Here is a 21375-nt window from a genome sequence, read left to right on the forward strand (position 1 = left end):
GGCCTCACTCGGGACTGGGAAGGGGCAGGGTGCGGTCGGCGAGGCCGTGCAGGACGTCGGCGGTGCAGTCCGGTGCGAGCGCGAGGAGCTCGGTCCCGTCGTAGGCGCCGCAGCCGAGGCCGCGCAGGACCACCGCCGCGAGTGCCTGCGCGGTGGCCGGTTCGTCGACGACGGAGCCGCCGCGCCGCTGCAGGTAGGCCTGGAGACGGGGCGCCGCGGCGGTGAGGGCGGCCCGATGGAAGTGCAGTACCGCGGCCCACCGGGTCACCAGGTGACCCGGATGGATGTCCCAGCCCTGGTGGTAGCCGCGTTCGAGGGCGCGAGTGACGAGCCGGAAATGCCGGGCCAGGGCGTCCCGAACCTCCAGGTCGGTGCCCTCGGGGACGACCTGGGTCGACCCGTCGGACACCCGGACCCCGGTCTGTGCGGCGGCGGCGAGCATCACCGCTTTCGCGTGGTCGGCAACCGGATGGTCCGCGGATTGCTGGCGCGGCGCGATGCCGCAGGCGGCGCTGTAGTCGTAGGTGCCGTAGTGCAGGCCGGTGCACCGCCCGTCGGCGAGATGCACCGCCCGGGCAAGGGGTATCGTCCCGTCCGCGCCGATCAGCGCCTGGGGGCTCTCGATCTGCAACTCGAACCGCAGAGCGCGCTCCGGAAGTCCGTGCACGCGTTCGATTTCCTCGCAGAGTGCGACCACGGCGGGAACCTGCTCGGCGGCTCGCAACTTCGGCACGGTGAACACGAATCCCGGTGGCACGCCGCCCGCGGCGTCGAGAACCAGTTCGAGGGTGCGGATCGAACGTCGTCGCTCGGTGGGGGCCAGGCCCTTGGGGCGGATCCCGCACCACCGGGGTGCCGCCTCGTTGCCGTCGGTCACCGCGCGCAGCGTTCGTCCGGCGCGCCGGGCGTGCTCGTCCTCCACCGTGTCGGCTCGCCATCCGTAGCCGTCCTCGAAGTCGATACGCAGGTCGGCGATCGGGCGCCGGGACAGGATTCCGTCGACGCGGGCGACCGTCGCCGCGTCCGTGAGTTCGGCGATCAGTTCGGAGCGTGCGGCGAGGAGGGTGCGGGCCGCATTTCCCCACTCGGTCGGCGTGGCGGAGTCCGCGTGGGCGGCACCGACGTACACGGTGTGCACCGGCTGGTCGTCTGTGCGGGTGTCCGGATACCGGGCGGCGAGTTGCGCGTCGACGGGAGCAAGGATCGCGTCGACGCGGTCCAGATCGACGGTCACGGCGTTCACCTCAGCTGCCCCGATAGGTCGAGTACGCGAACGGGGACAGCAGCAGCGGGACGTGAGTGTGCCCGCCCGAGGCGTCGAACGCGATCACCACCTCCGGGTAGAAGGTGTCCCGTCCCCGGCCGCGGAACCATTCGCCGGTGTCGAACGAGAGTCGGTAGCGTCCCGGCGGAATCGGCGCGGCGGTGATCGCGCCGATCCGGCCGTCCGCATCGGTTCTGCCCGAACCGATCTCGGACCCGCCGGAGTCCGTGAGGCGGACGACGACCGCGGCGGCGGGCGTCCCGGTGACGGCGTCGAGTACGTGCGTGCTGACGGTGACGCTCACGCCGCACCCCGGGTCCACGCCGGCCCGGCGTCGGGGGCGTCGGTGCGCTGGACTGTGGCCTGGATCAGCCCGTACGGGCGGTCGTCGGCGTGGAACACCTCGTTGGGGTTGTCCAGCCCGAACGGGCTCAGGTCGTAGTCGAAGTGGTGCTTGTTGGGGGCGGCGAGGCGGACCTCCGCGATCACCGGATACGTCTCCAGGACAGCCTTGCCCATCTCGAACAGCGTCTGCTGCAGCGCAAGTGAGTGGACCTCGGCGAAGCGCTCCACGAACAGGGCACGCACCCCGAGATAGGTGGCCTCCCAGTCCACGTCGGTGGTGGTGTACCGCCATTCGGCGATCAGGGTGGTCGCCAGGACGCGGTCCTCGGTCGGTGTGAGGGTGGTGTACTCGTCGACCAGGAACCCGGAGAACGCGGATCCGGTGGACTTGAGGAGTGTGAAGTCCTTGAGGCCCGCGGTCACCCACGTGCGCTGCTCGTCTCCGGTGCCCTCCACCGTGATCGCGGCGGTCCGCACCTCCTGGCCCTGACGCACCCAGGTGTGGTCGTGTCCGGCGCCCCGGACCTGGGCGCGGGCCCATGCGTACTCCTCGATGTCGATGCGGGCGCAGCGCACCGGTTCGACGTCGTCGACGAAGTGTCGCGCCAGGTCGAGCCCGTACGTTTCGATCGACTCCAGGCCGCGCTGCTTGGCGAAGGCGTACACCGTCTGCTTCTGGGTGTCGGTGGGCAGCACGGAGGACTGGTCGCCTGCGAGGTGGGCGGCGGCGAAGTCGCCGCGCAGCGACGTCGAGACGCTGACGTCGCGGATCTCGTGCCGGTCGGTGTCCCGCTGGATGCGGACCACGCGGTTCTCGGACTTGCCGTACTGGTGCGGTCCGAGGACGATCTCTCCGGTCAGTGTCGTCGGGGCGGTCATGGTGCGTCTCCCTCGTGTGTGGCGACTCGCCCGTCGGGCGCAAACATCTGCCGCAGTCGGTTTCGGTTGATCGTGGCGAGTTCTTCTCTGGCGGTGCGACGTTCGGTCGCGGTGTCGTTGTCGACGCGACCACGGAGCAGGTCGAGCAGGTCGGTGCCGGAGCGGCCGGACGCGTGGACGAGGTAGACCATCCCGTGCCTGCGTTCGTACTCGGCGCCGAGCGCGGCCAGCTCCGTGAGGGTGGCGGTGTCGGCCTCGTCGACCCCGGCCTGCTCCAGTCGGGACTGGGCGCGCTCGGTGCGTTCGCCGATCCGGGGGTGTCCGGCCAGTGCCGCGTCGAACTCGGAGTCGGGCAGCGCGTCCAGCGCCGCGTCGGCAGCATCGAGCAGGTCGGTCAACGTGCCGTACGGACGGCCGGCGACGACGCCGGCCGCCCACCCGCCGGACTCGCAGACGCGCAGCAGCACGGGCTCGGCGTCGGTCGCCCCGAGCGCGTCGAACTCCGCGACCCTCACAGCGCCGCCAGGGTTCGGATCAGCCCCGCCTCGTCGACGCGGGTGCTGCGGCCGTCCCGGATCACGACGTCGCCGCCGACGACGACGGTGTCCACGATCCGGCTGGTGCCGGTGGTGAGAATCGCGGCGCCCGGGTCGCGGACGGGCAGGGTCGCGAAGTCCCGGTCGAATCGGATCAGCGTCAGGTCCGCCACGTCCCCGACCGCGACGCCACCGGCGCGCGCGGGCAGGCCGAGCGCGGAATTGGCACCGCCCGAGGCGATGTCGAGCATCTCCTCGAACCCGAACAGGTCCGCCTTGCGGCGCGCCGCCCGCTGCACGTACGCGCCGGTGCGCAGCGACTCGAGCATGTCCTGGGTGTCGTTGCTGGCGGCGCCGTCCACGCCGAGCCCGACCGCGACCCCGTCGGCGATCATGTCGGGGACCGCGGCGATTCCACTGCCGAGGCGCATGTTCGACACCGGGTTGTACGACACCGCGACGCCGCGGTCGGCGAGGGTGCGGCGTCCGGCCGCGGAGAGTTCGACGCAGTGCACCGCGATCATCCGATCCCACAGGAAGTCGTGCGTGGCAAGGTACTCCACCGCACCCATGCCCGCATGCTCGCGGCACATCGCGTCGTCCGTGGTGGTTTCGAGTAGGTGGATCGAGACCGTCATGTCGCGTGCCGTCGCGAACTCCCGGATCGCGGCCATGCCGTCGGGGGTGACGGACCGCGGGTTGGGAACCGCGAGCCCGACCGTGACGGCGGAACCCGCCGCATCTTTCGCGAGCAGGTCAGTGTGGTCCAGGACGTCGCCGAGCGGTTGCATGAGGCGGGGCTCGAAACCCCATTTGCGGGTGGCGTCGCCCCGATCGGCGACGCCGCGGCCGAGCACCGCGCGAATCCCGGTGTCGCGCAGCCCCCTCAGCACAGCGTCGTGCACCTCGGTGGACGGGTGCGGCCACATGTGCTCGACGAGTGCGGTGGTGCCGCTGCGCAGCGCTTCGAGGGAGGCGGCGACCGTCGCGGTGTACGCCCGCTCCGGGGTGATCGCGACCGATTCCTCGCCCACCTGCAGCAGCCATTCGAGGAGCGGAACGCCTTCGGCGATGCCGCGCATCAGCGACTGCTGCAGGTGGGTGTGGGTGTTGACGAATCCCGGGATCAGGTGGGCACCGGAACCGTCGATCCGGCTCGAGCCGGTCAGATCGACCTCACCGCGGACTCCGATGGCGGTGACGTGGCCGTCGGAGATCAGGACGTCCCGTCCGGGGAGCCACCGACCCCCCGTGAACACCGACACGTCGGTGATCGCGGTCGTGGGCTGGGGGGTGGTGTCGGTCATGGTCGTTCCTCCGGGGTGGTGTCAGCAGCTGGGGTTGTAGGGCAGCACGGTGTGGACGGCTCGGGCGTCGGCAGCAAACGCGCCGATCTGGCGACGCGCCCACCGCAGCAGCGAGGTCATCGGGCGGCAGCGCTGTTCGGCTGTGACTCCGTCACAGCGGGTGCGTAGTTGGCCTCGACCCGCTGACGCAGGTAGTCCTCCGCGGTGATCGGCGGGTACTTGCCCTGCGGGCTCTCGATCAGCACGTCGCGATTGGCCTGAGCGAAGAACGCGAGGCTGTAGCGGGCGCCGCGATGGTCGTCCGGTCCGGGGGAGCGGACGCGGTGGAAGTTGGAGGGCAGCAGGTCGTCACTCCAGCGCATCAGCATGTCGCCGATGTTGCAGGTGATTGCGTCATCGGACGGTTCGATCGGCGTCCACGCCTCGCCGTCCATCTCGCGGCCGGGGCACACCTGAAGCCCGCCCTGCCCGTCGCGCTGGAACAGCAGTGTCAGGCAGTCGAAGTCGGTGTGGGCGCCTGCCCGCCACGCCGTCGGATCGACCGGGGCATCGTCCGCCAGTGCGAAGTAGTGCAGGAGGCGAAGGGTGCTCTGGTAGCTGACGGTCGCGGGATCGTGTGCGCGGGTGAAGAAGTCGCGGTCGAAGCCGAGCCGGTCCGCGAAGCAGGACAGCAGCCGCATCGCCAGCTCCCAGCACTGCCGTTCGAAACCCAGGACGGTGTCGCGGAACCCGGGAAGTTCCGACTCGCTCGGCCACAGCCCATCCATGTGCGGCCGGGTGAGCTGGAACGACTCCTTCTGGTCGGGGGTGCCGATGGACGGACGCACCTGGGTCATCGACTCCCAGCCCGAGTTCAGACCCTTCTTCAGCGGCGCCGCACCCTTCACGGAATCGGGCAGTGCGAAGTACGCCTCCGCGGCGGCGAAGGCGTCACGGACCTCGGCGAGGTCGATACCGTGGCCGACCACCTGGAAGAAGCCGATGTCGGTGGCTGCGGCCCACAGTTCGTCGGTGATCTGCGCGCGCCGGTTCTCGAAGTCGGAGAGGTCGATGCGGCGCACCTCGCGTTCGGTGGTGACGGTACCGAGCGCGCCCATGCGGGACTCGCGCTGCAGTTCGGTCATGGTGTGGTTCATCGAGAGTCCTTCTCGGTCGGATCGTGTCGCGGTCACTTGATGCCGATAGCGGCGTCGGTGAACCGGTTGGTGAAGAGCTGCTCGGCGGTCAGGCCGGCGGGCAGGTTCGCTCCGCCCGCGTTCAGCACGGGGACGAGTTCGTCGAGGTTGTGCTGGGTGCGCGCCATGTCGTACGTGCCCACCGATCCGTCGGCCTCGTTGGCGATCAGGCCGTCCGCGGCCAGCAGTTCGGCACCGGCCGCCGCCTCGCCTGCGCTGTAGGGCGTGTAGGCGACGTCCTGGGCGATCACGTCGACGATCGTCGCGTTGGCCGCGTCGGGCGCGGTGATGTAGTCGGCGCTCGCCTGCTGGATGATCGGGACCAGCTTGTCCAGGCAGGACGACATCGCGTCGACCTTGTCCGCGCGCACCACGATGTTCGAGGCGTAGATGTCGAAGCCGACGTCCTTGACGAGCTGGTACTCGATCGGCTTGTTCCAGGCGGGGGTGTCCTCCTCGTAGGAGTACGGCTCGGAGTTGGCGAAGCCCTGCTGCGCGATCGTCGGGTCGCCGACGAACCGGGACGGGGCGCCGTCGTACGTGGTGTCGAGCTGGGATGCCTTGAGCAGGTTCTTCGCGACGAGCCACTGCGGGAAGATCTGTTCCTTCGAGACCACGACCGTCGCGTCGGTCTTGCCGATGTCGCCGATGGACGTCCAGTCCGGGTGGCTCGCCGGATCCCACATCAGGATCGCCGGGCTGTACTTGAGCAGGGGCGTGACGCCGGTGACGGGCTGGCTGCCCGCGGCGGCGATCAGCTGGTCGCCGTGCACGATGCCGAGGTGGATCGCGTCGTCCACGTACAGCTGCGAGGACACGGACTGGAAGCCGATGGCCGGCCCGCCCGCCCGGAGGGTGAGGTCGACGCCGGTGTCCTTGCCGCCCGCGACGAGCGGACCGGTCACGGACCGGTTCTCGGTGTCGACCGCGTAGCCGGGGCCCAGCATCTCGAACAGTGCGCCCATGTCGGACTGCGGCTGCCACTGCAGCTGCACTGTCACGTTCTCGGGGCAGGCGCCGGCGAGTGTCTGCTCCTGCGCGGCGGGTTCGAGGGCGACGTCCTCGGCTGCCGCGGCGTCGCTGCCGCCGCACGCCGTGAGGGTCAGCGAGGCGAGGGCGAGAGCCGAGAGGCCCGCCCGCATGCGGATGGTGCGTGAAGTGGTCACTGTGCTCCTCGTGGATCTGCGCGTCACCGCGCCGGGAAGGTCATGGGGGAGAGGCGATGTGGGGACCCGGGGACGTCACCGGTCCGACGAGAACCACTATCCACGGCGCATGATTACATGCAATATCTCGGATGTTTCTTCTGGGTTACAAAGCGTCTCTGTGTCGATTGCTTCGGAAGTGTGCTGGTGAAGCACGGATTGGTGATCGGGTCGTAACATGCGGTCATTCCGTCGTCATACATGTAATCAATGATCTGACTCATCAATTCACGGGGTTCTGCATGTAAGAACTGATCCGGAGGTCGGTATGGCTCTAGCGAACACGATGCGCGACGCGGACGCGCGCACCCTGACCAAGTCGACGGAGATGACCTTCGACGGCGTGGTCAAGCGATTCTCCACGGGGACAACGGCACTCGACGGCATCGACCTGCAGGTCGGGCGGGGTGACTTCGTCGCGGTGGTGGGCCCGTCCGGCTGCGGAAAGTCGACGTTGCTGCGGATGGCCGCCGGCCTCGACGTCCCGACCGAGGGCAACGTCGCCGTCGGAACCGAGTCCGTCGGCTTCATCTTCCAGGAACCCACCCTGCTGCCGTGGCGGACGGTCCGCCGGAACGTCGAGCTCACCGCCGAACTCGGGCACCTGCCCAAGGCGGAACGACGCGAGCGGGCGGACGCCGCGATCGCCGCGGTCGGGCTCGGCGACTTCGCCGACCAGCTTCCCCGGGCACTGTCCGGTGGCATGAAGATGCGTGCCTCCCTTGCCCGTTCGCTCGCCCTCGCGCCCGACGTGCTGCTCCTCGACGAGCCGTTCGGTGCCCTTGACGAGATGACCAGATTGGACATGCAGGTCGAGCTCCAGAAGCTGTACGCGGAGAAGCGCTTCACGGCGATGTTCATCACCCACTCGGTGTCCGAGGCGGTCTTCCTCGCCAATCGCGTCGTCGTCATGACCGCCCGGCCCGGGCGGATCGCCGAGGTGATCGACGTGGATTTCCCCTACCCCCGCGGCCCCGAACTGCGCTACGACCCCCGCTTCACCGACCACGTCTCGCGGATCTCCGCCTCGCTGCACGGAGGTGCACGATGACCGTCCTCGCCCGTCCCGCCCCCGTGGCCCGCGCGTCCGAGGTCCGCGTCGCGGCCGGATCACGGCACCTGGGTCGATCCGCGCGAACCCTGTTCGGCGGCATCGTGGTTCCCCTCGCCTCGTTCGGCGCCGCGATCGCGGCCTGGTACGCCGTGACCTACCTCGTCCTCAGCCCCGAACGGCGGTTCCTGCTGCCGCCGCCGCATCAGGTGCTGACCAACTCGATGCTCGATTGGACGCACCTGAAGCCGATGCTGGAGGCGCTCGTCGTCACCACCCAGGTCGCCGCCGTCGGATTCGCCGTCGCGGCCGCGATCGGTGTCGGTGTCGGTGTCCTGATGAGCCGCGCACGCTGGCTCGAACGAGCGATCTATCCCTACGCCGTCGTCCTCCAGGTCATCCCGATCCTCGCGATCGTTCCGCTCATCGGACTGTGGTTCGGGTACGGCATGTTCGCCCGCGTACTCGTCTGCGTCATCATCGCCGCGTTCCCCATCATCACCAACACGCATTTCGGCCTCCAGTCCGTCGACCGCGGGCAGCATGAACTGTTCACCCTCGCCCGCGCATCCGCCTGGGATCGACTCCGCAAACTCGAACTCCCGTCCGCACTGCCGTCCATCCTCACCGGAATCCGCACTGCAGCGGGGCTCGTCGTGGTCGGCGCGATCATCGGTGACATGTTCTTCGCCAAGGGCGAGCCCGGCATCGGCACCCTTCTCGACGTGTACCGCAGCCGGCTGCAGTCCGAGGACCTGTTCGCCGCCATCGTCCTCGCGTCACTTCTCGGCGTCGCCGTGTTCATGCTCTTCGGCGCCCTGTCCAAAGTCCTGATCGGCAGCTGGCATTCCTCCGCCGACACCGCGAAGAAGTAGGAGAACTTCCATGCACGAGACCGACACCGAATTCCACGTTCCGACCGTCGACATCAGCGCCTACCTCGCCGACGTGCCCGACCCGTCCGCACGCGCCGACGTCGCAGCGCAACTCGACCGCGCCTGCCGCGAGGTCGGTTTCGTGCAGATCGTCGGGCACGGCATTCCCGACGACGTGCAGGCGGACCTCGCCGCCGCGCTCGACGAGTTCTTCGCGCTCCCACTCGAAACCAAGAAGTGCTACCGCAGGCCCGGGGAGAACCGCGGCTACGCGCCGCCGAAGTCCGAGTCGCTGAGCATGAGCCTCGGAGTGGCGTCGGCGTCCGCGATGAACGACTTCTACGAGGCGATCACCGTCGGCACCGAGGCCGCGGACTTCCCGGAACTGGACCTGCCCGAGGTGAGCTATCCGCACAACACCTGGCCCGAGGCGGCGCCGTCGTTCCGGGCGCCCGTCGAGGAGTACTTCCGTCGCGCGCAGGACCTCTCACGAATCCTGATGTCCGCCTTGACCGATGCCCTCGGGCTGGGTGTCGACTACTTCGACACGCTCGTCGACCATTCGATCGAGGTCCTGAAGATGAACAATTACGCCCTCCCCGAATCGGAGATCGCGGTCGCCGACGACCTCACCGGAATGGGGGCACATACCGATTTCGGGATCCTGACCGTGCTGTGGGCGGATCGCGTGCCCGGGCTCCAGGTGCTCGGCGGTGACGGCCTCTGGCACGACGTTCAGCCCGCGGAAGGCGCGTTGCTCGTGAACCTCGGTGACGCCCTGGCGAGGTGGACCAACGACCGCTGGCGATCCACCGTTCACCGCGTCGACCCGCCCGTCGTGGACGGCCGGATCCTGCGCAGACGATCGGCGGCGTTCTTCTTCGACGGCAACCACGACGCGGTGATCGAAACACTGCCCGGATGCCTCGGCGAGGGCGAGACCGGCTACCCGCCGATCACGATCGCCGACAACATCGCCGCCAAGCTCGCGGGCATGAAGGACGGTGTCGCGCCCGTCGGGCTCCGCGAAGCCGAACGGGTTCTCGCGGCCCGCTAGATCGCACGCGCACGAGTAGGACGCCGCATCCGCGTTACCGTGGGTCGTGGCCAACAGCAGCGGAGAATCAGAGATGACGACCACCGAACGCGAGCTGCTCGCCGAGTCGGTCCACGCCACACTCAGAGAACAGATCTTCGCCGGGGAGCTGCCGCCCGGAACCGCACTGTCGGTGCCCGCGCTGGCCGCCAAACTCAACGTCAGTCGCACCCCCGTCCGTGAGGCCGTGCAGCAGCTCATCAACGACGGCATCGCCGTGTACACGCGAAACGCGGGTGCCAAGGTGGACACCGTCGACGACCAGACGATCCGAGAAGTGTTCGCCGTCCGCGAGGTCCTCGACGGCCTCGCCGGCTACCAGGCGACACTGCGGGCCACCCACCGAAACGTCGACGATCTGGTGGCGATGCTCGACTCGCAGCGGAAGTTGCTGGACGAACCTGCCGACCAACGCAGGGACGCCCGCCTGGACCTCGAGTTCCACACCGCGATCCGCGACGTCGCCGCGAACAAACCCCTGCGCGAGGCGCTGTTCCGCCTCGACGCCCAGGCCCACCTGTACCGCTCGGACATGTGGGCGCTGGAGGCGAATCGGCGCATCGCCGTCGACGAACACGAACGGATCGTTGCGGCGATCCGCTCCGGTGACGCGGAGGGAGCCCGCGCTGCGTCGTGCGCGCACGTCGCGGGACTGGCGGTGCGCATCAGGAGGCGGTAGCCGTCACCCTGTGCCGGAGCGGGACAATGGCGACATGCCGCGTATCCGCATCGACTACGGCCAGCACCCCGCACAGTTCGGGCACCTGTACACCCCGATCGGGGTCGACGGTCCCGTGCCGGTGGTGATGCTGATCCACGGTGGCTACTGGAGCGCCGACTTCCACCTCAACCTCGCGACGACCCTGGCCTCCGAGCTGGCCAGGCGCGGGGTCGCGGCGTGGAACGTCGAGTACCGCCGTGTCGGAGCGGGTGGCGGCTGGGCGGAGACCAGTGCCGACATCGAGGCCGCGCTCGTGGCAACGTCGACGCTGCTGCCAGAGGCGTCGCCGGTGGCACTCGACACCAGCGACGTCCGCATCGTCGGACACTCGGCCGGGGCCCAGCTCGCGGTATGGGTTGCGGGACAGAAGGACTGCGCGGTGCGTCCCACCCGCGTGGTGTCACAGGCCGGTGCGCTCGACCTGGCGTCGCGGGCCGCGACCCGCAGCGGCGGCGCGGCGTTGAGGGCACTGTTCGGTGTGTCCTATGCCGATGATCCGCAACTGTACCGGGACGCTTCGCCGCTGCACCGCGTCCCCACCGGTGTCCCGACGGTGTGCATCCACGGCGTCGAGGACGTGCAGGTGCCGGTGGCCGCGAGCCGTGTCTACGTCGACGCGGCCCGGTGCGCGGGCGACCGGGCGGCGTTCTGGGAGGTGCCCGGCGAGGGGCACAACGCTTTCCTCGACCGCACCACCCGCAGTTGGGAACTCACCATGGATGCCGTCCTCGGCGACGAGCCGTGGGTGAGCAAGGTGGCAGGAAGATGATCGCGCTCGCGATGGTGGCGAGATCCGTCGGCGCGGCTAGTAGGGTCCCGGCGTACCGGAACGCCACTTCGGCGGGTTACCGCAGAGGCCAGGCGAAGGGCGGGTGTGCGAGGGACTGGACCTCGTCGTGTGGGAGGTGCGGATGCTGCGGAAATGACAGCGGGCAGAAGCTTCCGACTTGTATGTCGGCGCGGTGTCGTGTTCGAACCGACGGGTCGTAGCGTGCCGCAGGAGACGGTGGGGGTGGCCCGGAGCTGTTGAAGGGCGGAGGGCCCGGGTTCATGCAAGGATTTACCAAACCTGCAGCACGCCACGGGACCAAGCCCGAGGAGGTCGACATGAGCGACATACACGAAACCCGAGAACACCCTCGGCGCGAGTCCACGGCGTCGACCGAACGCTTCGGTCACCTGATCGAACGCGACGACAACGCCGACTTCCCCTTCTACAACGGCAAGCCGACAACACTGTCGGTCGGCCAATGGATCACCCTGTGGGCCTCAGTCGCGGTCGGCTTCGCGGCTCTCGTTCTGATCCCTGCGCAGAACGACGTCGTCGACCTGATTCCGCGAATCCTGTTCGTGGCGATCCCCCTGACCGTCCTCGCCCTGGTCACCAGGGAACACTGGACTTCGCTGTTTCGCCGGGTCACCGGCCGGGACGTGCTTCTCATGTTCGGGTTCGCCGCCCTCAACATCGCCGTGTCGCTGATCCTGGGTCTGATCGTCAAGGCGCTGTTCGGCGCATCGGTGAACGAGGCGACAGACGGTATCCAGGGTGCGCTCGACATCACCGCGTTCTACGTCGGCACCGCCATCCAACTGCTCGGCGAAGAAATCTTCACGATGCTGCCCTTCCTTGCGCTGCTGTACTTCCTCTACGCCAAGGCAAGACTGTCCCGCAAGACCGCGATCATCCTCGCCTGGCTGATCAGCGCGGTCTGGTTCGGGGCGGCGCACCTTCCGACCTACGACTGGAACTTCGCGCAGGCATTGATCGTCATCGGCGGCGCCCGCATCGTCCTGACGCTGGCTTATATCCGCACGAAGAACCTGTGGGTCTCCACCGGCGCCCACATCATCAATGACTGGGTGATGTTCACCCCATCCATCATCGGCGGCGCGGCCTTGATTGCCCTCTGATCGCCAACCGCGCCATTGAGGGCCCGTGGGCGTACCCCGGCTCTCGTTGCGTTCCTGAGCCACGATCCGTTGCGTGGACTAGCTGCTGTGCCGCGCACAGGGCGGAGCGCAGGCACTCTGGCGAATGGCAACTGACTACTCCGGGGTGGCAGTACGAAAATCCTTGGTCGGGTTAGCGTCCGGCGAATCCGTCCGTTCCGCCGGATCCGACGCCGGCCACCCCGAGACTGCACTGGCTGTCGGCGTCACCAGCCACACGTACGTCGGACAAACCACGTCCAGGCACTCGACGGAATCTTTCCCTACTACCAGCGCTACCTGTCCCCGAACACCAGCGGTGGCTGAGGATTCCACGTCGACCGCGGGACGATGGAGGCACTCGCGGCGCGACGCGGCGCCCTCATGGTGGGTGGACCGGCGCAGGTAGCCGAGAAGATCCTCGACCTGCACACCGAACTCGGCGTCGACCGGTTCCTCGGCCAAATCGACTTCGGTGGCATGCCCCGGCAGATGGTGCGGGACTCCATCAGCCGATTCGGCGACATCGTCGCACCCGCCGTCCGCCACGTCCTCACCCAATAGCACACCACCCAGGAAGAAGCTCATGAACGTCACCGTCTTCGGCGCCACCGGCGCCATCGGCTCCCTGACCGTCGACGAACTCCTCGACCGCGGTTACACCGTCACCGCCTACGCCCGCAACCGAGCGAAGGTCCCCACCAGATGGGGCGAGAAGGTTCGCGTGGTGATCGGGGAGATGTCCGACGCTGCAGCCATCGACAACGCCATCGCAGGCGCCGACGTTGTCGTCAGCGCCCTCGGTCCGAGCATGGACCGCAAAGCAACGGGCCTGCCGCTTGTCGAGGGCACCCGGCACATCCTCGACGCGATGAAGCGCCACGGCGTGGCCCGCTACATCGGCCACGGCACCCCCAGCATCCTTGACCCCCGCGAAAAGCCCACCTGGCAAACCCGGCTCATCGGGTTCATGGGACGCCACGGCCTGCCACGCGCCTACAAGGAACTACTCGGCATGAGCGAGTTGATCATGAACAGCGGCGCGAACTGGACCATCATTCGCTTCACCGCCCCGATGAACACCCCCAAGACCGGGAAGCTGCGCGTCGGCTTCTACGGAACCGACCGGATCGGATTCGCCGTCAGCCGCGCTGACATCGCCGCCTTCACCGCAGTGCAGGTCGACGACGACACCTACATCAATGCAGCTCCTGCCATCAGCCATTGACCGCTGCGGTCGGGCACAGATTCGATCACATCTGGGAAACGCTCTCGGGGAGAGCTCATCTCGTGCACGGAAGTCAGTAGTCCGCCTCGCGGAGCATCGGCGGGCCGAGTGCGGTGGTCCGATCGGGCAGACGATCTGCCTCGTCGCGCCTACTGCGAAGGAAAGCGAGAGTCAGGTCGGCGCCTTCGATCCCGCACTTCCCGGTGGTGCAATCACGGGACGTCAGCCGGCGATCTGGTCGAACCCGATCAGCGGCGCCGCCGGATGCTCACGCAGTGCGGCTTCGAGGCGCGCCGCGACGTTCGCCGGGTCCGTGCCCTCGGTGCTCAGTACCAGGTCCACGCCCGGGAGTCCGCGCATGGTGGTGGCGAGTCGGAACGCGGCGTCGGCCAGTTCCGCTCGTCCCGAACAGGTTTCGGGCTCCCGGTCGAGCACTCGGCGTCGCACGGTCTCGGGTTCGGCGTCCAGGCGCACGGTCAGGTGGTGGTCGGCGCCGAGCGCCGCCGACACCGCCCGGCCGTAGGCGTCGTCCTCGACCGTCGCGGTGACGAGCAGGAGAGTGTGGCCCGCCTCGCGGTAGGAGCCGGCCAGCATTGCCGCGTGCCGGAGCACGCGCCGGGTGTCGAGCGGCGGGTAGCAGCGCTCGAGTTCGTCGAGTTCGATCAGTGCGTTGGCGATGCCGGCGTCGCCGAGGCCGTCGTGCAGTTCGGTGAGGACCGAGGTCTTTCCCGCCCCGGGTGGTCCTGTCAGCAGCAGTGCGAACATGTCGGCCAGTGTGTCAGCTCGCGCAGCGGTCGTCGGCGTGCCTCCGGGCACGCTCGCCGGATGTGTACGAGAGTCGGGCCATGACCATCGAGAAGATCGACGGACTCCCGGCAGGCACCCTCGGCTACCGCGGTCTCGGGGTGGTGACCTCCGAGGACTACCGCACCGTGCTCGACCCCGCGATCGAGGAGGCCGTCTCCACGCACGATCGTGTCAACCTCGTCTACGTCCTCGGCGACGGATTCGACCGGTACTCACTCGGGGCGATGTGGCAGGACACCCAGCTGATCGGTGTCCCGCGCAACATCTGGGGGCGCCTTGCCCTGGTCACCGATCACACCGGGCTCGGTGAAGCCGTGCACCTTTTCGCGTTCCTGTTCCCCGGTGAACTGCGGGTGTTCTCGACCGCCCGCGAGGCCGATGCGATCGAGTGGGCCGCGGGCGGCTGACCTGCGCCCGTCAGGTCCGGGCCCGGCCGGGGAGGATCACCGCGACCACGAACGCCCCGACCACCAGTGCCAGTCCGCCGACGAGGCTGGCCTGCCCGATGGCGTCGGCGAACGCGCTGCCCGCTGCCTCGCGCAGGGGCTCCGCGTACGACGACGCGAACGGATTCGTAGCCATCTCCTGCGCGACGAGGGTTGCGCCGCCGACGGATTCGCGGGAGACCTCCATCGCGTAATCCGCCTGCGCCGCCATGTCGCCGGTCAGCTTCGGTAGCGGTGCGGCGTCGAGGAATCCGGCGATCGACTCCTGGTATCGCGAGGCGAGGACCGATCCGAGGATGGCGATGCCGAGGGAGCCACCGAGCTCGATGGCGGTGTCGTTCAGTCCGCCCGCGGCGCCGAGGTCGTCCTCGGGGAACCTGTCCATGATCGCGTCGGTGGCGGGCGGTTCGGCGAGACCGATACCCAGACCCAGCAGTGCGAGCGCGGCGGCGAAGATCGGGTATCCGGAGTCGGAATCGGCCGCCGTCATCAGGAGGATGCCTGTCGCGGCGAGGAGCATGCCGGCGACCACGGTGCCGCGCACGCCGAGACGGGGCGCGATCCGTCCACTGGTCAGGGCACCGAGGGAGACGGCGCCGGCCAGTGGTAGCAGTCGGACACCGGTTTCGAGCGGGCCGTAGCCGAGGACGAACTGGAACTGCTGGGCGATGAAGTAGATCGCGGCGAACGCGGCGAGGAACAGCAGCAGCACCGCCACCGCCGCGCCACCGATGGTCCGGTCGGAGAGACGCCGGATGTCGAGCAGGGGATGCGGGTGCCGCAGTTCCCACACGACGAACGCCGCGGTGGCGACGGTCGCGAGGGCAGCCGCGGCGATCGGACCCGTGCTCCACCCGAAGTGGAAGCCGTTGATGATCGAGTAGACCAGGGCGCCGATCGCGACCACGGACAGCAGGCCGCCGATCCAGTCGATGCGGCGGGACTCGGCGGCCCGCGACGGGGGTACCAGGATCAGGGCGCCGACGGCCGCGGCGGCGGCGATCGGGACGTTGATGAGGAAAGTGGCGTTCCACGAATGGGATTCGAGGATCCAGCCGGCGAGCAGAGGCCCGAACGCGATCGCGAGACCAGCGGTGGCCGCCCACGCCGCGATCGCGCGGGAACGCTCGGCGCGCGGGAATGTCGCGACCAGGAGCGACAGGGTCGCGGGCATGATGACCGCCGCGCCGACGCCCATGACCATCCGGGCGGCCACGACAGCGGTCGTGGTGTCCGCGAGGCTGCCGAACACCGCGCCCGCTCCGAACACGAACAGGCCTGCGAGGAGCGCGCCGCGGCGGCTGTAGCGGTCGCCGACGACGCCGAACAGCAACATCAATGCGGCGTAGGGGACGGTGTAGCCGTCGATCACCCACTGCAACTGCGAACTGGTGAGCGCGAGATCCCGGGTCATGTCGGGTGCCGCGACGATCAGCGCCGTGTTGGCCATGACGACGATAAGCAGGGCCAGGCACAGCACGCCGAGCGCCGCCCACCGCAGGCGGTACGGCGACCGGTCGTCGGTGACCGGTCTGGTGGAGAGAAGGGTCATGTCGGGCTCCGTTCCTCGGGTTCTCGACGCTGATTGCACACTGATGTGCAAGTTACTTTCCTTGCACACGAGTGTGCAATATGGCTGTGTTGCGAATCACGGGCGCGTGGAAGGTCGGTTCGGTTCGGCACGCGTGGAACACTGCGGAGGTGGAAGGCGGTGCAGGCGTGGACAACGAACCGGTCAGGCCGCGGCGCAGCCAGGCGCGCGCGAACCGGTCCCGGATCATCGAGGCCGCGATCACCGAGTTCGCAGGCAATCCCGACGCGAGCATGGACGACGTCGCGCGTGCCGCAGGAGTGGTCCGGCGCACCGTCTACGGGCACTTCCCCAGCCGGGACGCGCTGATCGAGGGCCTCGTCGACGAGGCGTCGTCCGCGCTGCTCTCGGTGCTCGAAGCGCTGCCGACCCTGCCCGACCGTCCCGACGTCTCGACCGCGATGCTCGCCCTGCTGAGCTGGCCCATCGGTGACCGGTTCCGGGTGCTGCTCACCTTCGCGCGTGCAGAACTGGGGGAGAAGCGCATCCGCGATCTCATCGAGCCGGCTCGTGCACCCAGCGTCGCCCTCGTCGAACGCGGGCAGGCCGACGGCGTGTTCTCCACCTACCTGCCCGCGCCGGTGCTCGTCGCGATGACCGAGGCGATCACCCTCGCGCTGTTCGAGGAGGCGAACAACGGAGCGATCGCCGACGACGGCGACTCGTTCGCGCTCGCATCGCTCGTCCTGCTCGGGGTTCCGCCCGACCGGGCCTCCGAGGTGGTCGCCGAGGCGCGGGACGTGCTGCGGACGAGGGCCGAGGCGCCGGCCGGGCAGCGCTGATTACTCGGTGGGAAGCCGTCGTCGTGCGAGATAGACTGCATTACGTCACCGTCGTCGGATCAGGAAAGCAGGCCATAGCTACCACGTGAGTGCAGACAACATGGGTGGGACGTCGTCCCCCGTCTCCCGGTCCGGTTCCTCGGCGCGGATGGTCGACGCGCAGCAGCGCCCCGCGCAGCGCTCCGTCCGATCGAGCATGGAGATCTCGCCCGAAGCGATGTTGCCTCTGCTCGGCTCCACCGACGAGAACCTCAAGGCACTCGAACGTGCCCTCGACGCCGACATCCACGTGCGTGGCAACACCGTCACCTTCACCGGCGTCGCCTCTGACGTCGCACTCGCGGAGCGAGTCGTGAGTGAACTCGTCGCGTTGGTCGGCAAGAGTCAGGCGCTCACACCCGACGCGGTGCGCCGCAGCATCTCGATGATGACCGACGGTGCAGGCGAATCGCCCGCCGAGGTGCTCAGCCTCGACATCCTGTCCAGGCGCGGCAAGACGATTCGCCCGAAGACCGTGAACCAGAAGCGGTATGTCGACGCGATCGACGCCAACACCATCGTGTTCGGCATCGGTCCCGCAGGTACCGGCAAGACGTATCTGGCGATGGCGAAGGCCGTGCAGGCGTTGCAGTCGAAGAATGTCAGCCGGATCATCCTCACGCGACCGGCCGTCGAGGCGGGCGAGCGGCTCGGCTTCCTGCCGGGCACCCTGCACGAGAAGATCGACCCGTACCTTCGGCCGTTGCACGACGCGCTGCACGACATGATGGATCCCGAGGCGATTCCGAAGCTCATGCAGGCGGGCGTCATCGAGGTCGCGCCCCTGGCGTACATGCGTGGCCGGACGTTGAACGATGCGTTCATCATCCTGGACGAGGCGCAGAACACCACGGCCGAGCAGATGAAGATGTTCCTCACCCGCCTCGGGTTCGGGTCGAAGATCGTCGTCACCGGCGACGTCACCCAGGTGGACCTGCCCGGCGGGCAGCGCTCCGGGTTGCGCGCCGCGGCCGAGATCCTCACCGACATCGACGACATCCACTTCGCGGAACTGACCAGCGCCGACGTCGTCCGGCACCGGCTCGTCTCCGACATCGTCGACGCCTACGACCGGTTCGAGACCGAGCGGGTCGAGGACGTGGCACTGGGCAACCGGGCGCAGCGCCGCGCTGCGGGCGGTCGCCCGGGGCGTCGGTGACCGGGATTCGGCACCGCCCCGCACTACAGTTGAATCCCCGCGCAGTCGCCGGTCACCCAGCGGACGCGACCCGCGCAGAACGGCCCCGAGGAGAACGGCACAGATGAGCATCGAGGTTTCCAACGAGTCCGGGATGGACGTCTCCGAGGCGGAGCTCGTCAGCGTCGCCCGGTTCGCGATCTCCCAGATGGACGTGCACCCGGCGGCCGAGCTGTCGATGGTGCTCGTCGACCTGGACACCATGGCGGACCTCCACATGCGGTGGATGGACCTCCCCGGACCCACCGACGTGATGTCGTTCCCGATGGACGAGCTGGAACCGGGCGGCAGGCCCGACGCACCCGAACCCGGCCCGGCGATGCTCGGCGACATCGTGCTCTGCCCGGCGTTCGCCGCCGACCAGGCCGCGAAGGCGGGCCATTCCACGGCCCACGAGCTCGCGTTGCTGACCGTCCACGGCGTCCTGCACCTGCTCGGCTACGACCACGCGGAGCCCGAGGAGGAGAAGGAGATGTTCGCCCTCCAGAACAGCCTCCTCGCCGAGTGGTACGACGACGTGGCGCGTCAGGAACGCGACGCCGAGCTTGCCGCCCGCGACAGCAGGCTGCTCGGCAAGACCGGGTTCGTCGACCGGCCCGAGCCGTGAACCCCGCCCCGGCCCGAGCGGTGAGCGGTCGCCAGTGAGCGGTGCCGTCCTGCTCATCCCGTCCGCTGTCCTGCTCGCGTTGCTCGGTGGCGTGTTCGCCGCACTCGACTCGGCGCTGAACACGGTCTCGCCCGCTCGTGTCGAGGAGATGGCGAAGGACGAACGTCCCGGTGCGCAGCGGTTGCTCGCCATCGTCGAGGACCGGCCGCGGTACGTGAATCTGACGGTCCTGCTTCGCATCGCGTCGGAGATCAGCGCGACTGTGCTCCTCGCCGCTGGGCTGCTGACGATGCTCTCGACCGGCTGGGCGCTCGGGATCACCGCCGTCGTGATGGTGCTGGTCAACTACGTCGCCATCGGCGTCGGACCGCGCACCATCGGCAGGCAGCACGCCTACTCGATCGCCCTCGCCGGGGCGCTGCCCGTCCAGGCGCTCGGTGTCCTGCTCAGCCCGATCAGCCGCCTGCTGATCCTGATCGGCAATGCGCTGACGCCCGGCAAGGGTTTCCGGAACGGTCCGTTCGCGTCCGAGATCGAGCTTCGGGAACTGGTCGACCTCGCGCAGGAACGTGGCGTCGTCGCGGACGAGGAGCGGCGAATGATCCAGTCCGTCTTCGAACTCGGCGACACCCCCGCGCGTGAGGTGATGGTCCCGCGGCCGGAGATGGTGTGGATCGAGGCCGACAAGTCCGCAGGCCAGGCCACGTCGCTCGCGGTGCGCAGCGGGCACTCCCGCATCCCGGTGATCGGGGAGAACGTCGACGACGTTCTCGGCGTCGTCTACCTCAAGGACCTGGTGGAGAAGACGTACCACGCGACGGACGGCGGCCACGGTGTCTCCGTCGCCGAGGTCATGCGTCCCGCTGTGTTCGTGCCCGACTCCAAGCCCCTCGACAGTCTGCTCGCGGAGATGCAGCGCGACCGGAACCACATGGCGCTGCTCGTCGACGAATACGGCGGCATCGCCGGGCTCGTCACCATCGAGGACGTGATCGAGGAGATCGTCGGCGAGATCGCCGACGAATACGACACCGACGAGATCCCGCCCGTCGAGGACCTCGAGGACGGGCGCTACCGGCTCTCCGCGCGGCTGCCGCTCGAGGACCTCGCCGAACTGTTCGACATCGAGATCGACAGCGACGAGGTCGACACCGTCGGCGGACTCGTCGGCTACGAACTCGGCCGCGTCCCACTGCCCGGGTCCGAGGTGGTGGTCGCCGTCCGCGACGCCTCCGCCTCCGGCCGCGACGCCGTGACCGACGGCATCGTGCTGCGCGCCGAGGGCGGCAGCGACATGCGCGGACGTGTCCGCATCACCACGGTGCTCGCCTGGCGCGCACCACAGACCGACGAGAACGAGACCCAGGAGTCCGCATGACCACCACCGAATTTCGTTCCGGCTTCGTCTGTTTCGTCGGCCGGCCGAACACCGGCAAGTCGACGCTGACCAACGCGCTCGTCGGCAGCAAGATCGCCATCACGTCGTCGCGGCCGCAGACGACGCGGCACACGATCCGCGGCATCGTCCACCGCGAACACACGCAGCTGATCCTCGTCGACACCCCCGGCCTGCACCGGCCGCGCACCCTTCTCGGTCAGCGCCTCAACGACCTGGTGCGTGACACGTACTCCGAGGTCGACGCGATCTGCCTGTGCATTCCCGCGGACGAGAAGGTCGGACCCGGCGACCGCTGGATCCTCGAGCAGGTACGGCAGGTCGCGCCGCGCACGAAGCTGATCGGCATCGTCACCAAGATCGACAAGGTCGGCAAGCAGCAGCTCGCCGCCCAACTCCTCGCCGTCTCGAAGCTCCTCGGCCCGGAGACCGACGTGGTCCCGGTGTCGGCGTCGTCGGGAGAGCAGGTCGAGGTCCTCGTCGACGTCCTCGCCTCGCACATGGAGGAGGGGCCCGCATTCTACCCGGACGGCGAGCTCACCGACGAGCCCGAGGAAACCCTCATGGCCGAGCTGATCCGCGAGGCCGCACTCGAGGGGCTCGGCGACGAGCTGCCGCACTCGCTGGCCGTCGTCATCGAGGAGATCGTCGAACGTGAGGGTCGCACCGAGAAGCAGGGCGAACTGCTCGACGTGCACGCCCTGCTCTACGTCGAGCGGCCCAGCCAGAAGGGCATCGTGATCGGCAAGGGTGGTGCCCGACTCCGCGAGGTCGGCACCAAGGCGCGCCTGCAGATCGAGAAGCTGCTCGGCACTCGAATCTTCCTGGAGCTGCACGTCAAGGTCGCCAAGGACTGGCAGCGGGATCCGAAGCAGCTGGGGCGGCTGGGGTTCTGACG

23 protein-coding genes are annotated in these 21375 nt (G+C 68.7%); 14 read left to right on the forward strand and 9 right to left on the reverse strand.

Annotation, left to right across the window (positions count from 1 at the left end):
- Window positions 1–4: 4 nt before the first annotated feature.
- The 7 genes from FFS72_RS11265 to FFS72_RS11295 form a co-directional block, all read right to left on the reverse strand.
- Window positions 5–1234: a DUF6986 family protein gene (locus FFS72_RS11265; RefSeq protein WP_502704101.1), complete on the reverse strand. Its 1230-nt coding sequence runs from the start codon at window positions 1232–1234 to the stop codon at window positions 5–7.
- Window positions 1235–1244: 10 nt separating this feature from the next.
- Window positions 1245–1568: a hydroxyisourate hydrolase gene (gene uraH, locus FFS72_RS11270; protein WP_137874021.1), complete on the reverse strand. Its 324-nt coding sequence runs from the start codon at window positions 1566–1568 to the stop codon at window positions 1245–1247.
- Window positions 1565–2488 carry a factor-independent urate hydroxylase gene (gene pucL, locus FFS72_RS11275; RefSeq protein ID WP_137874022.1) on the reverse strand — a complete coding sequence of 308 codons (924 nt, stop codon included), beginning with the start codon at window positions 2486–2488 and terminating at the stop codon, window positions 1565–1567. The genes uraH and pucL overlap by 4 nt, the downstream gene beginning before the upstream one ends.
- The gene (gene uraD / locus FFS72_RS11280; protein WP_137874023.1) at window positions 2485–3003 is read right to left on the reverse strand and encodes a 2-oxo-4-hydroxy-4-carboxy-5-ureidoimidazoline decarboxylase; all 519 of its coding nucleotides are present in this window, start codon (window positions 3001–3003) and stop codon (window positions 2485–2487) included. Before uraD ends, pucL begins: the two co-directional genes overlap by 4 nt.
- Entirely contained in the window at window positions 3000–4331 is a 1332-nt protein-coding gene (locus FFS72_RS11285; protein WP_137874024.1) for an amidohydrolase family protein, read from the reverse strand. Before FFS72_RS11285 ends, uraD begins: the two co-directional genes overlap by 4 nt.
- Window positions 4332–4447: 116 nt before the next feature.
- A complete protein-coding gene (locus tag FFS72_RS11290) occupies window positions 4448–5467 on the reverse strand; it encodes an isopenicillin N synthase family dioxygenase (RefSeq protein WP_137874025.1) in 1020 nt (339 codons plus the stop codon).
- Between the two features lie 32 nt (window positions 5468–5499).
- Window positions 5500–6648 (reverse strand): ABC transporter substrate-binding protein, encoded by a 1149-nt coding sequence (locus FFS72_RS11295; RefSeq protein WP_137874080.1) that lies wholly within the window; start codon window positions 6646–6648, stop codon window positions 5500–5502.
- A gap of 331 nt (window positions 6649–6979) precedes the next feature.
- On the opposite strand from FFS72_RS11295, the gene FFS72_RS11300 reads away from it, so the two are divergent.
- The 8 genes from FFS72_RS11300 (at window position 6980) to FFS72_RS11335 (ending at window position 13611) form a co-directional block, all read left to right on the forward strand.
- A complete protein-coding gene (locus FFS72_RS11300; protein WP_050064870.1) occupies window positions 6980–7762 on the forward strand; it encodes an ABC transporter ATP-binding protein in 783 nt (260 codons plus the stop codon).
- Window positions 7759–8637 (forward strand): ABC transporter permease, encoded by an 879-nt coding sequence (locus tag FFS72_RS11305; RefSeq protein ID WP_137874026.1) that lies wholly within the window; start codon window positions 7759–7761, stop codon window positions 8635–8637. Before FFS72_RS11300 ends, FFS72_RS11305 begins: the two co-directional genes overlap by 4 nt.
- Before the next feature lie 10 nt (window positions 8638–8647).
- Complete coding sequence (locus tag FFS72_RS11310; RefSeq protein ID WP_137874027.1) at window positions 8648–9694, forward strand: isopenicillin N synthase family dioxygenase; 1047 nt, start codon at window positions 8648–8650, stop codon at window positions 9692–9694.
- Window positions 9695–9767: 73 nt separating this feature from the next.
- Entirely contained in the window at window positions 9768–10412 is a 645-nt protein-coding gene (locus FFS72_RS11315) for a GntR family transcriptional regulator (RefSeq protein ID WP_137874028.1), read from the forward strand.
- Between the two features lie 34 nt (window positions 10413–10446).
- The gene (locus FFS72_RS11320; RefSeq protein WP_137874029.1) at window positions 10447–11223 is read left to right on the forward strand and encodes an alpha/beta hydrolase family protein; all 777 of its coding nucleotides are present in this window, start codon (window positions 10447–10449) and stop codon (window positions 11221–11223) included.
- Between the two features lie 338 nt (window positions 11224–11561).
- The gene (locus FFS72_RS11325) at window positions 11562–12365 is read left to right on the forward strand and encodes a CPBP family intramembrane glutamic endopeptidase (protein ID WP_137874030.1); all 804 of its coding nucleotides are present in this window, start codon (window positions 11562–11564) and stop codon (window positions 12363–12365) included.
- Between the two features lie 369 nt (window positions 12366–12734).
- A complete protein-coding gene (locus tag FFS72_RS11330) occupies window positions 12735–12947 on the forward strand; it encodes a hypothetical protein (RefSeq protein ID WP_137874031.1) in 213 nt (70 codons plus the stop codon).
- A gap of 22 nt (window positions 12948–12969) precedes the next feature.
- Window positions 12970–13611, forward strand: coding sequence for an NAD(P)-dependent oxidoreductase (locus FFS72_RS11335; RefSeq protein ID WP_137874032.1), 642 nt, complete (start codon window positions 12970–12972; stop codon window positions 13609–13611).
- A 222-nt stretch (window positions 13612–13833) separates the two neighbouring features.
- Here the strand turns inward: FFS72_RS11335 and FFS72_RS11340 are convergent, their stop codons facing one another.
- A complete protein-coding gene (locus tag FFS72_RS11340) occupies window positions 13834–14376 on the reverse strand; it encodes an AAA family ATPase (RefSeq protein ID WP_171018635.1) in 543 nt (180 codons plus the stop codon).
- Between the two features lie 80 nt (window positions 14377–14456).
- On the opposite strand from FFS72_RS11340, the gene FFS72_RS11345 reads away from it, so the two are divergent.
- Window positions 14457–14825, forward strand: coding sequence for a SpoIIAA family protein (locus tag FFS72_RS11345; RefSeq protein WP_050064892.1), 369 nt, complete (start codon window positions 14457–14459; stop codon window positions 14823–14825).
- A gap of 10 nt (window positions 14826–14835) precedes the next feature.
- On the opposite strand, the gene FFS72_RS11350 is transcribed toward FFS72_RS11345, so the two are convergent.
- Window positions 14836–16416, reverse strand: coding sequence for an MFS transporter (locus tag FFS72_RS11350; protein ID WP_050064893.1), 1581 nt, complete (start codon window positions 16414–16416; stop codon window positions 14836–14838).
- A gap of 167 nt (window positions 16417–16583) precedes the next feature.
- Between FFS72_RS11350 and FFS72_RS11355 the strand changes: the two genes are divergently transcribed.
- From FFS72_RS11355 to era, 5 genes are all read left to right on the forward strand, one after another.
- Complete coding sequence (locus FFS72_RS11355; RefSeq protein WP_249353244.1) at window positions 16584–17237, forward strand: TetR/AcrR family transcriptional regulator; 654 nt, start codon at window positions 16584–16586, stop codon at window positions 17235–17237.
- Between the two features lie 148 nt (window positions 17238–17385).
- Window positions 17386–18435, forward strand: coding sequence for a PhoH family protein (locus FFS72_RS11360; protein ID WP_137874082.1), 1050 nt, complete (start codon window positions 17386–17388; stop codon window positions 18433–18435).
- 103 nt (window positions 18436–18538) lie between these two features.
- Window positions 18539–19081: an rRNA maturation RNase YbeY gene (ybeY, locus tag FFS72_RS11365; protein ID WP_050064895.1), complete on the forward strand. Its 543-nt coding sequence runs from the start codon at window positions 18539–18541 to the stop codon at window positions 19079–19081.
- A gap of 34 nt (window positions 19082–19115) precedes the next feature.
- Complete coding sequence (locus FFS72_RS11370) at window positions 19116–20459, forward strand: hemolysin family protein (RefSeq protein ID WP_137874034.1); 1344 nt, start codon at window positions 19116–19118, stop codon at window positions 20457–20459.
- Window positions 20456–21373: a GTPase Era gene (gene era / locus FFS72_RS11375; protein WP_137874035.1), complete on the forward strand. Its 918-nt coding sequence runs from the start codon at window positions 20456–20458 to the stop codon at window positions 21371–21373. Before FFS72_RS11370 ends, era begins: the two co-directional genes overlap by 4 nt.
- Window positions 21374–21375 lie beyond the last annotated feature (2 nt).

The organism is Rhodococcus sp. Q (genome assembly GCF_005503035.1).
GTDB lineage: Bacteria > Actinomycetota > Actinomycetes > Mycobacteriales > Mycobacteriaceae > Rhodococcus_G.